The sequence below is a fragment of the Paraburkholderia kururiensis genome (genome assembly GCF_034424375.1).
Taxonomy (GTDB): Bacteria; Pseudomonadota; Gammaproteobacteria; order Burkholderiales; family Burkholderiaceae; genus Paraburkholderia; species Paraburkholderia kururiensis_A.
In genome coordinates this window covers 5,878,700-5,893,288 of the sequence record NZ_CP139965.1, presented here as the reverse complement: position 1 = coordinate 5,893,288, position 14,589 = coordinate 5,878,700, and the positions used below count along the sequence as shown (strand labels likewise).

Sequence of the window (14,589 nt, the reverse complement as noted above, 5' to 3'; positions counted from 1 at the left end):
GTCTGCCAGAAGCCAGACGCGCTATACGCGAGCCCGGCTTCCGGCAGGCAAAAAACAAAACGCCACGAAGTTCGCTTCGTGGCGTTTTGTTTTGCGCGCTGTCTTTGATATGGACGATCAGCTCCTCGGCTTTCCGTCGCCAAAGAACTCCCGAACCACCTCGATCTCGCGTGTGCGCCTGAACGGCGGCAAGCTCTGCCAGATCCGGCGCCCGTATGGCTTATCCACGAGTCGTGTGTCGCAGATCATCAACACGCCGCGGTCCGTCTCGGCGCGAATGAGCCGCCCTGCCCCCTGCTTGAGCGTGATGACAGCCTGCGGAAGCTGATGGACCGCAAACGGGCTCAGCCCCTTCTTCGTCAGCGCGTCGAGGCGCGCCGCCAGAACGGGATCGTCGGGCGGTGCGAACGGCAGTTTGTCGATGACCACCAGCGACAGCGCATCTCCACGCACGTCGACACCCTCCCAAAAGCTCTGGCTGCCCACGAGAATGGCATTGCCGTAGGCGCGGAACCGCTCCAGCAATTCCGTCCGGCTCGCGTCGCCCTGCACGAGCAACGGTGTATTCCAGCCACGCGCATCAATGGTGTCGCGCAATTTTGCTGCTATCCGGTCCACGGCGCGCAGCGTCGTGCAGAGCATGAACACGCCGCCGCCGGAAGCTTCGATGGCGGGCAGCGCCGCATCGAAGACCGCATCCGTGAACGCGGGCGACGACGGCTGCGGCAAATTGCGCGGCACGTATAACAGGCCTTGCGTCGGATAGTCGAATGGACTGGGCAGCGTCATCGAGCGGCGCGCGTTCAGTCCCATCTGCGCGGCATAGTGCGTGAAATCGCCGCGCACCGACAGTGTCGCCGACGTGAAGATCCACGCGCGCGGCACACCTGCGCGCTGCTTCGCGAAAATGGGCGCCACCGACAACGGCGTCTCGTGCAACTGAACCGTATGCGAAAAGACCTCGACCCACCGCACCTTCTCGTTCGGGTCCGCTGCGATATGTGTGCCCGATGCGTTCTGCGCCGCATCCTGAGGCTTCGAAGAGGCCTCGGCGGGCTCGGGCACCGTCCATCCTGCGAGCGTGTCCTGCAGTTCGCGTGCACGGCGCAAACAGGCGCCCAGTGACTCCGCTCGTTCGGCTTGACCGGCCAACGCGGTGGCGAGCGCCGCGAGTTCCGCTTCGACCGCAACCAGCGCCGGGAACAGCGGATGGTCCTCCGGCAGTTGCGTCACCGACAGTCGCACCGAATCTTCCTTGAACGCGAGCCGCACGTCGCGCGCCGCGCGCTCGAGCGCCGCGCCGAGCTTCACCCATTCGACAGCGTCGCGCGCATGACTCAGCCCCTCAGCAACACAGTCTCGTGCCAGTTCGAGCAGTTGCGTCGTAGAAAGCGTCTCGCCGAAGAAAAGCGTCGCTGTCTCGGGCAGTTGGTGCGCTTCGTCGAAGATGATCGTGTTCGCCGTGGGCAGCAACTCCGCCATGCCCGTGTCGCGCAGCATGATGTCGGCGAAGAAGAGGTGATGATTGACCACCACGATGTCGGCCTGCTGCGCTTCGCGGCGTGCCTGCATCACGAAGCAGTCCTTGTAATGCGGACACTCCTGACCGAGGCAGTTCTCACGCGTCGAGGTCACCATCGACCAGACGGCAGCCGTCTCCGGCACGCTCGCCAGTTCGGCCTTGTCGCCCGACTTCGTGATTTTCGCGAACCGCACGATCTCCTGAAGCCACGCCGTTTCCTGACGCGACGGCAGGCGCCCGTTGTCTGCGGTGCGCTGCAGGTAGTAGTGGCAAAGATAGTTCGCGCGACCCTTGAGCATCGCGACCGACACCGGTACAGCGAGCGCGTCGCGCACGGTGGGAATGTCGCGCTGGAACAGCTGATCCTGAAGATGCTTGGTGCCCGTCGACACTACGACCTTGCCGCCCCACAGCATGGCGGGCACAAGGTAGGCATATGTCTTGCCGGTGCCCGTCCCCGCTTCCACGATGAGCGTGTTTTCGCCGCCGTCGATGCCCGCCTGCTCGTCGCCGCCAGCGTCAGCCTGGCTGTTGCCCGAGCTGGGCGCGCCCGCACCTTGCAGGCGCCGCGCCGGACGCTTCTGCGCCTCGAACATGGCTGGCTCGGGCATGGCACGGCCCGAGGCCTCCATGGCGGCCGCCACGGCGTGCGCCATCTCGATCTGCGAGGCACGCGGGCGATAGCCGTCGATCTCGCGCGCGAGCACGCCGTCGGCCGCGAAGATGGCATCGAGTTCCGACACGCGGCGCGCATTTAGCACAGGCGCGTCCGCGTTGGCGCGCAAGGCGGACGCCGGCGCATCGCCGTCGGGCGTCGCGCCGGAAAGAGAAACAGGCGATGAATTCAAGGCAAGCGGTTTCCTGCAAAGTCCGGTGTGCGCGTAGGCCCCGGCGCCTGCCAGGGCGCGATTAAACGCGCCTGTCGGATGTCCTCAATGAATCGGGTTCCAGTTGCAACTGCAACAGGATGATGTTGTCCTTGACCTTCAGCTTGCGCTTCTTGAGACGCTGCAGCTCCAGGTCGTCGGAGCCGGGGTCGTCCGACATCCTCTCGATCAAGCGGTCCAGATCGCCGTGCTCCGATTCCAGTTGCAGAATGCGGTCGCGAATGACCTCGGCCTTGACATGATGTTGATCGCGCATGCTCGCCTCCTCACCGATGCGGCGAACGCCGCGCCGCGTGCGCGGTTTCGCCTGAGGTTGCCGTCCGACTGACAAGCGGCAGTGCCGGTGCTGCTGCCGCCCTTCCTGCCTTACTGCGATTGCTGCTGACCCTGCTGTTGCTTCAACTGATCCTGCTGCTTCTGCTGCGCTTTTTCCGCGGCCTGACGCTGACGCTCGTCCACGTCAGCCTTATGCCTCGCAGCGTCTTCCTGCTTCTGCTCGAAACGCTGAGCCTTCTCCTGCCGCTCCACCGCCTTCTGCTGGCCTTCGCGACGCGCCTCGTCGAGCTGCCGCTGGAAGTCGGCCTGCTTCTTGTCGTACGCGGCCTGATTTGCGGCCTTTTGTGCGGCGTCGGGACCACGACGAGCCTGGTCGACTGCGTGTTGCTGCTGCTTCTGCTCGAAGGCCGCTGCGTTGGCCGCGCGCTGCGGCGCTTCGGCGGCGCGCTGCGCTTCGTCCAGCGCATGCTGGCGCTGCTTCTCTTCGTAGGTCTCTTGATTGCGAGCTTCGTCTGCGGCCCGCTGCGGCGCGTCGGCTTCGTCCTGAGCGCGCTTGAGCGCCGCCTGCTGGTCGCGCTGCTGCGCCCGCACGGCTCGCTGTTCGTCGTCGAGCGCCAGTTGCTCCTTGCGGATGTCGGCCTGGACCGCGCGCATCTGGTCGCGTGCCTTGTTCAGGCAGTGATTGACGAAGAAAGTGCTGTAGCAATTGTGCTGCGCCACGGCATAACGATAGTTGTTATCCGCGCCACGCCGGTCGAGTTCCTTTTGCCGCACGTCGAAATCGCTCTGCGCGGCGGGTGCTGTGTCCGAACCGCCGGAAACGGCAGCGGACGCGCCGGCTGGCGCACTCGTGCCATGAGGTGCATCGGTAGTGGCCTCCACCGGCGGCGTCTGCGCAGCAACCGATGACGCCGGGCAAACCACGATCGATGCGACCACCACAAGTGCAGCGCCAAGCGCGACATCCCGTGCCGCGGTAGCCCTGCCCATAACGGGCAAAACGGGGAAAAAACGCAAGTTTGTCAACGTCATTAGAGGGCCACGGAACATGCGCGAAATTCTATCACCGTGCGCTTGAGCGCTCGGGCATTTATGGCAAAATGCCCCGCTTCAGCAATCCGCCGCGCAAGGCGCCCAGCCCGCCGGCGCGCGGCTTTCCGCGCCGTAGCGCGGGCCTCGCAGGAGCATCGAACAGCTTATGACGGACACCGTAGCACTCAAGATCGTACAGCGCATCGCCAACGAACTGTCGGTTCAACCACGCCAGGTGGCGGCCGCCGTGCAACTGCTCGACGAGGGGTCGACCGTTCCGTTCATCGCCCGCTACCGCAAGGAAGTGACGGGCAACCTGGACGACACGCAGCTGCGTACGCTCGAAGAGCGGCTCCTTTATCTGCGCGAGCTCGAAGAGCGCCGCACGGCGATCATCGCGAGCATCGACGAACAGGGCAAGCTCACGGAAGAACTGCGTGCCGCCATCGAGGGCGCCGACAGCAAGCAGCTGCTCGAAGACCTCTACCTGCCCTACAAGCCGAAACGCCGCACGCGCGCCCAGATCGCTCGCGAAGCTGGGCTGCAACCGCTCGCCGACGCGCTGCTCGCCGACCCGCAACTCGATCCGCAAACCGAAGCGGCGAAGTACGTCGACGCCGAAAAAGGCGTGGCCGACGTGAAGGCCGCACTCGACGGCGCGCGCGACATCCTCTCGGAGCAGTTCGGCGAAACGGCCGATCTGCTCGGCAAGCTGCGCGACTACCTCTACAACCAGGGCGTGGTGTCGTCGAGCGTGATCGAAGGCAAGGAAGGCGAAGAAGGCGAGAAGTTCCGCGACTACTACGACTACGACGAACCGATCAAGACCGTGCCGTCGCACCGCGCGCTCGCCCTCTTCCGCGGCCGCAACGCCGGCGTGCTGCTGGTGAAGCTGGGCTTGGGCGAAGAACTCGACGCTCAGGTGCCGCATCCCGGCGAGGCCATGATCGCGCGGCACTTCGGTATCGCGAACCAGGGCCGTCCCGCCGACAAATGGCTCTCGGACGTCTCCCGCTGGTGCTGGCGTGTGAAGGTGCAGCCGCACATCGAAAACGAATTGCTCACCAACCTGCGTGAGCAGGCCGAAGCGGAAGCGATTCGCGTGTTCGCACGCAACCTCAAGGACCTGCTGCTTGCTGCGCCCGCGGGCCCGCGTGCCGTGATCGGCCTGGACCCGGGGCTGCGCACCGGCGTGAAAGTCGCCGTAGTGGACCGCACGGGCAAGCTGCTTGCCACCGACACCATCTACCCGCACGAGCCGCGCCGCGATTGGGACGGCTCCCTCGCGAAGCTCGCACGCCTTGCGCGCGAGACGCAGGCGGAGCTGATCAGCATCGGCAACGGCACGGCCTCGCGCGAAACCGACAGGCTCGCGGCCGAGCTGATCGCGCGCCATCCCGAACTGAAGCTGCAGAAGATCGTGGTCTCGGAAGCGGGGGCTTCGGTGTATTCGGCTTCGGAACTCGCCGCGAAGGAATTTCCCGATCTGGACGTTTCGCTGCGCGGCGCGGTATCGATCGCGCGGCGCCTGCAAGACCCGCTCGCTGAGCTCGTCAAGATCGAGCCGAAAGCGATCGGCGTGGGACAGTACCAGCACGACGTGAACCAGCGCGAACTGGCGCGCTCGCTCGACGCTGTCGTCGAAGACTGTGTGAACGCGGTGGGCGTGGACGCCAACACCGCGTCGGTCGCGCTCCTCGCGCGCGTGTCGGGTCTCAATGCCACGCTTGCGCGCAACATCGTCGACTATCGCGACTCGAACGGTCCGTTCCCGTCGCGCGAACATCTGCGCAAGGTGCCGCGCCTCGGCGACAAGACCTTCGAGCAGGCCGCAGGCTTCCTGCGCATCAATGGCGGCGAGAATCCGCTCGACCGGTCCTCGGTGCACCCGGAAGCGTATCCCGTCGTCGAACGGATTCTGGCGAAAATCCGTCGTGGCATCGGCGAAGTGCTGGGTAATCGCGACGCGCTATCCGGCCTCTCGCCCACCGAGTTCGTCGATGACCGGTTCGGCCTGCCCACCGTGCGCGACATTCTCAGCGAGCTGGAAAAACCCGGCCGCGATCCACGTCCGGAATTCAAGACGGCGACGTTCCGCGAAGGCGTCGAGAAGATCTCCGATCTTTCGCCGGGCATGGTGCTGGAAGGCGTGGTCACCAACGTTGCGGCGTTCGGCGCGTTCATCGACATCGGCGTGCATCAGGACGGCCTCGTGCACGTCTCGGCCATGTCGACGAAGTTCATCAAAGACCCGCACGAGGTAGTCAAAGCCGGCCAGATCGTCAAGGTCAAGGTGCTCGAGGTCGATGTAAAACGCCAGCGCATCTCGCTCACCATGCGGATGGACGACGACGTGGCCGCAGCCGGCACCTCTGGACAGCGTAGCGGCGCCCGGGACGACCGCACCATGCAGGGACGCAATGGCGGCGGCGCAAGGCCGCAGCAGCGCTCGCGCGAGTCCGAAGCCGTAGGCGCCATGGCAGCCGCGTTCGCCAAGCTGAAGCAACGCGGCTGATCATCCGGCATACACGCTGCGGACGGCGTGCCCTCGAGCCACGCCATCCGCATCACGTCGATATCGCAGAAACACGCGCGTAGGCAAAAACGAAAAGGGGGATCCCCGTTCTTCTTGGACGACGCCTGCGCCGATCAGATCTCGATCTTCGTACCCAACTCCACCACGCGATTCGCGGGAATGGCGAAGAAGTCGGTTGGCTTCGCCGCGTTCTGATGCATCCACGCGAACACGCGTTCGCGCCACAGCGACATGCCGGGCAGCTGGGTCGGCACCACGGTTTCGCGCGCGAGGAAGAACGACGTGTCCATCATGTCGAAGGTCATACTGTGCTGCTGGCCCATATGGAGCAGCACGGCCTTCACGTCAGGCGTCTCGTTGAAGCCATAGTCCGCCTTCACGAGAAAAAGTCCGCCGCCGATGTCCTTGACCGTCATGCGCTCTTCGTCCTTCACATAAGGAATGTCGCGCGTGACAAACGTGAGGAAGATGGTGCGCTCGTGCAGCACCTTGTTGTGCTTGAGGTTGTGCAGCAGGCTCACCGGCACGAGCGAGGCACTGCCCGTCAGATAGATCGCGGTGCCCGACACGCGATGCGGCGGATGCGCGAGCAGGCCCTGCAGGAACGGCATGAGCGGAATACCGTCCGCAGCCGTGCGTTCCTTGACGATCAAGCGGCCCTTGTACCAGGTCATCAGCAGGAAGAACAGCAACGCGCCGACGCCGAGCGGCAGCCAGCCGCCCTCTTCGACCTTCAGCAGATTGGCGCCGAAGAAGCCGAGGTCCACGGTCATGAAGACCGCGATGATGACTGCGACCAGCACCTTGTTCCAGTTCCACACATTGACCATGACGACGCAGGCGAGCACCGTGGTGATCACCATCGTGGCGGTCACGGCGATGCCGTATGCCGCAGCAAGGTTATCCGAACTCTTGAAGCCGATCACGATGCATAGAATCACGGCCAGCAGCAGCCAGTTCACGACGGGCACGTAGATCTGCCCGATGGCGAGTTCGGACGTATGGAGAACCTTCATGCGCGGCACGTAGCCGAGCTGGATCGCCTGGCTCGTCAACGAATACGCGCCCGAAATGACGGCCTGCGATGCGATCACCGTGGCGACCGTCGAGAGCACGACGAGCGGCAGCAATGCCCATTCGGGCGCGAGCAGGAAGAACGGATTCTCGATGGCCTTCGGGTTGTGCATGAGCAGCGCAGCTTGCCCGAAATAGTTGAGCACGAGCGACGGCATGACGAGCGCATACCACGCCACACGAATCGGCTTTGCGCCGAAGTGACCCATGTCGGCGTAAAGCGCTTCGGCGCCCGTCAGCACCAGCACGACAGAACCGAGCACCACGTAGGCCTGCAGCATGTGCGCAGACATGAAGGCGACGGCATACCAGGGATTGAGCGCGGCGATGATGCCAGGCGACTGCGCGACGTGCCAGACGCCGAGCGCGCCAATGGTCGCGAACCATACCAGCATGATGGGTCCGAAGAGACGGCCGACTACTGCCGTGCCATGTCGCTGGATCCAGAACAGCGCGATCAGAATGACGATGGTGAGCGGCACCACCAGATGCGCCAGCTTCGGCGCGGCGACCTCCAGCCCCTCGACGGCCGAGATCACCGAAATGGCAGGCGTGATCACTGCATCGCCGTAGAACATGCAGGACCCGAAGATGCCCAGCATCATCAGCACGCCGGCGGCTTTGGTCTTCGTGCCGAAGGGCCGCAGCGAGAGCGCCATCAGTGCGAGTACGCCACCTTCGCCGTTGTTGTCGGCGCGCATCACGAACAGCACGTACTTGATGCTGACCACGATGATGATCGCCCAGAACAGCAGCGAGGCAACGCCAAGAATGGACGTTTCGTTCAGCGGAATGCCGTGGGAGGGACTGAACGCCTCTTTCAGCGCATACAGCGGGCTGGTGCCGATGTCGCCGAAAACGACGCCGATGGCGGCGAGCGCGAGAGACGGCAACGAATGCTTGCCCGCGTGGTTGCTATCGTTCATAAGCAGTTTGCGTGTCGGGGGCGAAAAACGTGCGCTATTCTAAACCGGGCCTCCAAATCTGGCCCCGTGCTCGTTGTGGCAGCACCACGTCGTCATACTGGACAGTCTGGCGCCGCACTGTTACAGGCAGCACGGCGGCTCGCGGTGGTCCAACTTTCCGATGAACCGTCCGCCGCCGAAGTTCGCCGCCGAAACGACCGGTCGTTCGCAGCCGTGTGGCGCCACCTTCAGCTCAGCCTCGCGCGAAAGCGTAGCTTGCATGAAAAACGGAGCCGATAGTGGCTCCGTTCTGATTCGCGACACATGCACTTTCGACCGCATGACGGGCGCCGCTCACGTGCAGCGTTACGGCTGCTTCCCCGTGCCGCGCTTGATCCATGCGCCCAGGTTGTGCGGCCTGACCGTGTCCCATTCTTCGAACGGCTGATGAATCCACGGATTCGTGGGCAGGTGCTGCACGTAATAGTCCGGCTTCACCTTCGAGCACGCCTTGTACCAGAGCACCGCGGAACGCACCGTCTCGACGGCCGGATAGCGGTCCTTCAGATGCTGTTGCACGCGTGCCAGCGTCACGCCGGAGTCGACGAGGTCGTCCACCAGCAGAACGTTGCCCGACAGTTCACCACGCGTCATGGTGATGTATTGGGCAATGTCGAGGTCGCCCTGCTCCGTGCCCGCCGCTTCGCGATACGAACTCGTGGCGAGGATGGCAAGCGGCAGATCGTAGATGCGCGACAGCTGATCACCCACGCGCAGACCGCCTCGCGCGAGGCACAGGATCTTGTCGAACTTCCACCCCGAGTCGTGCACGGCGAGCGCGAGCAGTTCGATGAGGCGGTGGTACTCGTCCCAGTTGACCCACAGGTTCCGGTCATCGTTGCGCGGATCCGTCATCTGAATCATGTCCGTACCCCGCCAGTCAAACCTTGAACGGATGGCGCAGCAGGATCGTTTCGTCGCGATCGGGACCGGTGGACACCATGTCGATCGGCACGCCCGCCACTTCCTGCACGCGCTGGAGATAGGCCTGCGCGTTGGGCGGCAGTTCGCTCCACTGCGTAATGCCGATCGTGCTTTCCTTCCAGCCGACGAACGTTTCGTACAACGGTTCGCAACGCGCCACTTCGGCTGCGCCGCGCGGCAGGATGTCCGCGTCCTTGCCGTCCACCTTGTAGCCGACGCACAGCTTCACCTCGTCGAGCCCATCGAGCACGTCGAGCTTCGTGATGCACAGGCCGGACACGCCATTGATCTGGATCGAGCGGCGCAGCGCGGCGGCATCGAGCCAGCCCGTGCGGCGCGGACGCCCCGTCACCGAGCCGAACTCCTTGCCCACGTTGGCAAGCGTCACGCCCACCTGTTCCTGGCGATCCGGATTGTCGGCGTCGTACAGTTCGCTCGGGAACGGGCCCGCACCCACGCGCGTGCAATACGCCTTCGTGATGCCGAGGATGTAGTTCAGCTTTTGCGGCCCCACGCCAGCACCCGCAGTGGCGGCACCCGCCACGCAGTTGCTCGAGGTGACGAACGGATAGGTGCCGTGATCGATATCGAGCAGCGTGCCCTGCGCGCCTTCGAACAGCAGATTGCGGCCTTCGTGGTTTTCGTCGTAGAGACGGCGCGACACGTCCGTCACCATGGGCGCGAGACGGTCGGCATAGCTGAGCATCGTGTCGAGCGTCTGCTGGAAGTCGACGGCGGGCGCACCCAGGTACTGGGTCAACACGAAATTGTGGAAGTCGAGGTTTTCGCGCAGGCGATCGGCGAAGGCCTTGGGCTCGAACAGGTCCTGCACGCGCAGCCCGCGGCGGCCCACCTTGTCTTCGTACGCAGGCCCGATGCCGCGGCCCGTGGTGCCGATCTTGCCGGCGCCGCGGCGCGCTTCGCGTGCCTGATCGATTGCGATGTGATACGGGAGAATCAGCGTGGCCGCTTCGGAGATGAAGAGGCGCTTCATGACGTCGACGCCAGCGCTTTCCAGCTCGTCGATTTCCTTGAAGAGCGCCTCGGGCGAAAGCACGACACCATTGCCGATATAGCACGCCACGCCGGGACGCATGATGCCCGACGGGATCAGACGCAGAATGGTTTTCTTGCCGCCGATGATGAGCGTGTGGCCTGCGTTGTGGCCGCCCTGGAAACGCACGACGCCCTGAGCGTGGTCCGTCAGCCAGTCGACGATCTTGCCTTTGCCCTCATCTCCCCACTGGGTCCCTACGACAACGACGTTGCGCCCGGGATTCACATTCACTGCGCTGGCAGACATGGTGTTTCGTAAGCTGGTTAAAAACGTATTTTACCTGGGTTCGCGCAGGGTTCCGAGTTTTTTCCCGAATTTTCCTTTTGCGCTCAACGATATGGCGCGGTCGGCTCGTCTAACGGAGAGCCTGCTTCGATGCGCATGGAACGCATCCCGCGCCGCGTCGACCGGCTGCATTCACCGGCCGCGAAGACAACGCCCGGAGTCGTGCTTCAGGGTCGTGCTTCAACGACCCATGCGCCGTTGCGCTCGACCAACACGCGGTCGCAAGCGAACTCGTCGAGATCGTGCTCGTGTCCGGGGAGCGCCTGGATCACGACTTCGCCCGCATCGCGCAGCGCGGCCACGCTGGCCCGCAGCGCATCGCCGTGCTGCCACGGCGCAAGAATCGCACTGCTGCGCGCTTCCACGGGCGACACGCGCGCCACTTCGCGCAGATCGAGCGAAAAGCCCGTTGCGGCGCGGGCACGCCCGTAGGCCTGGCCGATCTGATCGTAGCGACCACCGCGCGCCACCGCATTCGGCACACCGTCGACATACGCGGAGAACATCACGCCGCTGTGATACGCGTAGCCGCGCAGATCGGCGAGGTCGATCATGACTTCGGCGCCTTCGACCTGACCCGCGAGGTATTCGAGGTCGTCGAGCGCACGCCCGATCTCGGGTCGCTGCGGCAACCGCGCGCGGGCTTCGGCGAGCACCGATGCGTCGCCGTACAGCATGGGCAGCGCACGCAGCGCGTCGCGCGTCACAGGTTCGAGTGACGCTGTGAGTTCCACAAGTCGCGGCACGTCTTTGCCCGCAAGCGCTTCATACAAAGTCTCGCCCAGTATCGCCACGGCCGGCTGACCGTCCATCAACGCGGCCAGCACGCCGGCGTGGCAGAGGTCGAGCCGCACTTTCGCAAGACCCGCCAGACGCAGGGCATCCAGCATCAACTGCTGGATCTCGACGTCGGCTTCGAGTCCGCCATGACCGTAGATTTCCGCACCGATCTGGATCTGCTCGCGTGTGGCATGCAGCCCGCGCGGGCGCGTATGCAGCACGTTGCCCGCGTAGCACAGCCGCGTCACACCCTGGCGGTTGAGCAAATGAGCGTCGATGCGCGCCACCTGCGGCGTCATGTCGGCTCGCAGGCCCAGCGTGCGGCCCGATAGCTGGTCGACAAGCTTGAACGTGCGCAGATTCAGATCGCTGCCGCCGCCCGTGAGAAGCGACTCGATATATTCGAGCAGCGGCGGCATGACCATCTCGTAGCCGTACGAGCGGAAGCGGTCCAGCAAACGGCGCCGCAACTCTTCGATCTTGCGCGCCTCGGCAGGCAGCACGTCGGCGATATTCTCGGGAAGTAACCAGGTCGACATCGGTTGAGTCCTACGACATTGAAAACGGCGCTTGCGCACCGCTGAAACGTGAGCGCGATGCAACTGCCGCACTCCGGCACCCCGGCGGCATCGCAGCGCATATCGCATGCGTTGGACGCGCCTTGGGCGTTCGCTCCGCCTGCCGCACCGCCTACGTGGCGATCAGCAGCAACACGAGCCCCAGCCCCATCACGATCAGGCCGCCGATGCGAATGTGATGCACCGGACGCTCCGCTATTCTACGAAACGTGTCGCGCCATGCCGACGGGAACACGAACGGAAACATGCCCTCGATGATCAGCATGAGGGCGATCGCGAGCAATAACGAGCCGGCTATGTCCATGGGGGCAAGGCGCCGCGTGCAATGCGCGGCGGTTGTTAGTGTTTGCGCGAGGGCGCGGGTGTATCCGAAGAGCCGGTACCACCAGGTCCGCGCATGAAGCGGAAGAACTCGCTCGACGAATCGACGACCACGACGTCGTTCGGCTTGAAGCTCGCACGGTAGGCCTGCATGCTCTGATAGAACTGATAGAACTGCGGGTCGCGGCTGAATGCCTGCGCGGCGATCGCCGCGGCCTTGCCGTCACCCTCGCCCTTGATCGACTGCGCCTCGCGATACGCGTTGGCCACGACCGCCTGCTGCTGACGTTCGGCGTCGGCCTTGATCTGTTCGGCCTCCGATGCGCCCTGCGCGCGTTCGTCGCTCGCCTGCTGCTCGCGCGCCGCGATCATGCGCTTGTAGACGGTATCGGCCATCGCGGCGGGAAAGTCGACGCGCGTCAGCGTGACGTCGAGCACATCGACGCCCAGCGGCGCGGCCGCCTTCTGCAATTCGTCGCGCGCGGCGGCCGCGATGTCCTGCTGCTTCGCGAGCGCGTCGGTCAACGTGTATTTCGAGAACGCGTCGCCAAGCACGTCGCGCGACAGCGAAGCGAGGCGGTCCGTGAGCGTCTGCGTGTCGCCCTTCGTCGCGGCGAACAGCTTCAGCGGTTCGTTCACGCGATATTTGATGACGGGGTTCACGAGGAGATCCGTCTTGTCCGACGTCGTGTACTTGTCGGCGTCGGGCGCGTCGAAGCTGCGCACGCGGGTATCGATCCACGTCGCCGTCTGCAACGGAGGCGGCAGCTTGACGTGCAGCCCCGCGCCGACAACGGCCGGCGCACCGCCGCTGCGGCCCGAGACCACGACCACATGGCGCGGATCGACCACGAACACCGTGGACGACGCCACGAGCAACACGACGACGATAGCGATGACGAGCGCAATGATTCGGTTCATGTGGGCGCTCCTTACTGCAGGTCGTCTTCGCGACCGCGACTGCGGAACGCGTCGCGCGAGCGCAGCGCGTCGTCCGACGCGGCCGCCGGATTGGCGGCGCTCGCCGGTGCCGGCGCGGAGGCGGCCGAAGCAGCCGATGCGGCGGGCGCAGCAGGCGCTGGAACGGCCTGCATCGCCGCAGCAGCGGACGACGCCGACGCGGCTTCAGCCGCCCGGCGACGCGTTTCGTCGACGATCTTGTCGAGCGGCAAATAGATCACGTTGTTGCCCGACTTGCTGTCGACAAACACCTTCGTCGTATTCGAGTAGATGTGCTGCATGGTGTCCAGATACAGACGTTCGCGAATCACCGCAGGCGCTTTCGCGTACTGCTCGTACACCTGCGTGAAGCGGTCGGCGTCGCCTTGCGCTTCGGCGACCACGCGGTCGCTGTAGGCCTTGGCATCGTCGATCATACGTGCGGCGTCGGCCTGGGCGCGTGGCAGCAACTGGTCCGCGTAGGCCTTCGCGTCGCGCTTCGCGCGCTCGCGGTCCTGACGGGCCTTCGCGGCGTCATCGAATGCCGACTGCACCTGCTCAGGCGGCTGAACGCCCTGGATCGTCACGCCCACCACCGCGAGACCGGTCTTGTACGCATCCAGCGAACGCTGGATGGCATCGGTCAACTGCTGGCGGATCGCTTCGCGGTCCTGATAGAGCACGTCACTGGTACTGCGTGCACCGACGATTTCGCGCACGGCGGCCTGCGCCGCCTGCGTCACGCTCAGATCGGGATCGGCGCTCTGGAAGAGATATTCGGTGGGTTGGCGAATCTGATACTGCACGACGAAGCGCACGTCCAGGATATCGCCGTCGTGGGTGAGCATGGACGCGTCCTTGACGTTGGCTTGACGCACCACGTTGCTACGGCCGATCTCGACCGAACGGATCTGCCCCACGTTGACGATCTCGTGCGCTTCGAACGGATACGGAAGGCGCCAGTGCACACCCTGCTGGGCCGTGTAGCGATACTGGCCGAACTGGAGCACCACCGCGGCCTGCCCTTCCTGGACGACGAACACGCCGCTGCCGAGGTACACCGCCAGCAACACGCCGATGACGATGCCTACGCCGATGCGCGCGCCGCGACCGTTGTCGGGCCGACGCTCGCCGAGCCCCGGTCCCTTGCGCCCGAAAAGCCCCGACAGACGCCGGTTGAAATCGCGCCACATTTCGTCGAGATCGGGAGGGCCGTCACCGCCATTCTTGCCGTTTTGCGGACGGCGCGATTCGTCCGAACGCTGACCGCCGCCATTGCCCTCGCCGCGTCCCCACCGGGGGTCGTTCAGCGAAAAGATGCCATGTGATCGCAGCCAGCCAATCCGCTTCTTGTAATCGTTCACCTGTGTTCGTTCGCCAGTGTAGACAGCGGGTCGTTGCATGTTCATGCGG

Annotated in this window: 11 protein-coding genes; 1 reads left to right on the top strand and 10 read right to left on the bottom strand. The window is 64.7% G+C overall.

The window, feature by feature from the left end; translation table 11 throughout:
• Positions 1-117: 117 nt before the first annotated feature.
• The 3 genes from U0042_RS26410 to U0042_RS26400 all read right to left on the bottom strand — a co-directional run bounded on the left by U0042_RS26410 (position 118) and on the right by U0042_RS26400 (position 3,675).
• Positions 118-2,370, bottom strand: coding sequence for an ATP-dependent DNA helicase (locus U0042_RS26410; protein ID WP_114811506.1), 2,253 nt, complete (start codon positions 2,368-2,370; stop codon positions 118-120).
• A gap of 61 nt (positions 2,371-2,431) precedes the next feature.
• Positions 2,432-2,665: a DUF465 domain-containing protein gene (locus tag U0042_RS26405; protein ID WP_114811505.1), complete on the bottom strand. Its 234-nt coding sequence runs from the start codon at positions 2,663-2,665 to the stop codon at positions 2,432-2,434.
• 110 nt (positions 2,666-2,775) lie between these two features.
• Entirely contained in the window at positions 2,776-3,675 is a 900-nt protein-coding gene (locus tag U0042_RS26400) for a colicin transporter (RefSeq protein ID WP_232833404.1), read from the bottom strand.
• Between the two features lie 208 nt (positions 3,676-3,883).
• Here U0042_RS26400 and U0042_RS26395 point away from each other — a divergent pair, with 208 nt between their 5' ends.
• Entirely contained in the window at positions 3,884-6,232 is a 2,349-nt protein-coding gene (locus U0042_RS26395; RefSeq protein ID WP_114811504.1) for a Tex family protein, read from the top strand.
• 134 nt (positions 6,233-6,366) lie between these two features.
• On the opposite strand, the gene U0042_RS26390 is transcribed toward U0042_RS26395, so the two are convergent.
• The 7 genes from U0042_RS26390 to hflK all read right to left on the bottom strand — a co-directional run bounded on the left by U0042_RS26390 (position 6,367) and on the right by hflK (position 14,540).
• Entirely contained in the window at positions 6,367-8,253 is a 1,887-nt protein-coding gene (locus U0042_RS26390) for a potassium transporter Kup (RefSeq protein WP_114811503.1), read from the bottom strand.
• A gap of 345 nt (positions 8,254-8,598) precedes the next feature.
• Positions 8,599-9,156 (bottom strand): phosphoribosyltransferase, encoded by a 558-nt coding sequence (locus U0042_RS26385; protein WP_198665330.1) that lies wholly within the window; start codon positions 9,154-9,156, stop codon positions 8,599-8,601.
• Between the two features lie 16 nt (positions 9,157-9,172).
• Positions 9,173-10,519 (bottom strand): adenylosuccinate synthase, encoded by a 1,347-nt coding sequence (locus U0042_RS26380; RefSeq protein ID WP_114811502.1) that lies wholly within the window; start codon positions 10,517-10,519, stop codon positions 9,173-9,175.
• 206 nt (positions 10,520-10,725) lie between these two features.
• Positions 10,726-11,877, bottom strand: coding sequence for an ATP phosphoribosyltransferase regulatory subunit (locus U0042_RS26375; protein ID WP_114811501.1), 1,152 nt, complete (start codon positions 11,875-11,877; stop codon positions 10,726-10,728).
• A 151-nt stretch (positions 11,878-12,028) separates the two neighbouring features.
• Positions 12,029-12,220 carry a DUF2065 domain-containing protein gene (locus tag U0042_RS26370; RefSeq protein ID WP_017778040.1) on the bottom strand — a complete coding sequence of 64 codons (192 nt, stop codon included), beginning with the start codon at positions 12,218-12,220 and terminating at the stop codon, positions 12,029-12,031.
• Positions 12,221-12,255: 35 nt separating this feature from the next.
• Positions 12,256-13,158, bottom strand: a complete 903-nt coding sequence (gene hflC, locus U0042_RS26365; protein WP_114811500.1) for a protease modulator HflC — start codon at positions 13,156-13,158, stop codon at positions 12,256-12,258.
• 11 nt (positions 13,159-13,169) lie between these two features.
• Positions 13,170-14,540: an FtsH protease activity modulator HflK gene (hflK, locus tag U0042_RS26360; protein WP_114811499.1), complete on the bottom strand. Its 1,371-nt coding sequence runs from the start codon at positions 14,538-14,540 to the stop codon at positions 13,170-13,172.
• Positions 14,541-14,589: the final 49 nt, after the last annotated feature.

Excerpts from the sequence above, each read along its gene's own strand:
- U0042_RS26390 (WP_114811503.1), bottom strand. The coding sequence starts at position 8,253 with ATGAACGATAGCAACCACGCGGGCAAGCATTCGTTGCCGTCTCTCGCG.
- U0042_RS26385 (WP_198665330.1), bottom strand. The coding sequence starts at position 9,156 with ATGATTCAGATGACGGATCCGCGCAACGATGACCGGAACCTGTGGGTC.
- U0042_RS26375 (WP_114811501.1), bottom strand. The coding sequence starts at position 11,877 with ATGTCGACCTGGTTACTTCCCGAGAATATCGCCGACGTGCTGCCTGCC.
- U0042_RS26400 (WP_232833404.1), bottom strand. The coding sequence starts at position 3,675 with ATGGGCAGGGCTACCGCGGCACGGGATGTCGCGCTTGGCGCTGCACTT.
- U0042_RS26395 (WP_114811504.1), top strand. The coding sequence starts at position 3,884 with ATGACGGACACCGTAGCACTCAAGATCGTACAGCGCATCGCCAACGAA.
- U0042_RS26380 (WP_114811502.1), bottom strand. The coding sequence starts at position 10,519 with ATGTCTGCCAGCGCAGTGAATGTGAATCCCGGGCGCAACGTCGTTGTC.
- U0042_RS26370 (WP_017778040.1), bottom strand. The coding sequence starts at position 12,220 with ATGGACATAGCCGGCTCGTTATTGCTCGCGATCGCCCTCATGCTGATC.
- hflC (WP_114811500.1), bottom strand. The coding sequence starts at position 13,158 with ATGAACCGAATCATTGCGCTCGTCATCGCTATCGTCGTCGTGTTGCTC.
- U0042_RS26405 (WP_114811505.1), bottom strand. The coding sequence starts at position 2,665 with ATGCGCGATCAACATCATGTCAAGGCCGAGGTCATTCGCGACCGCATT.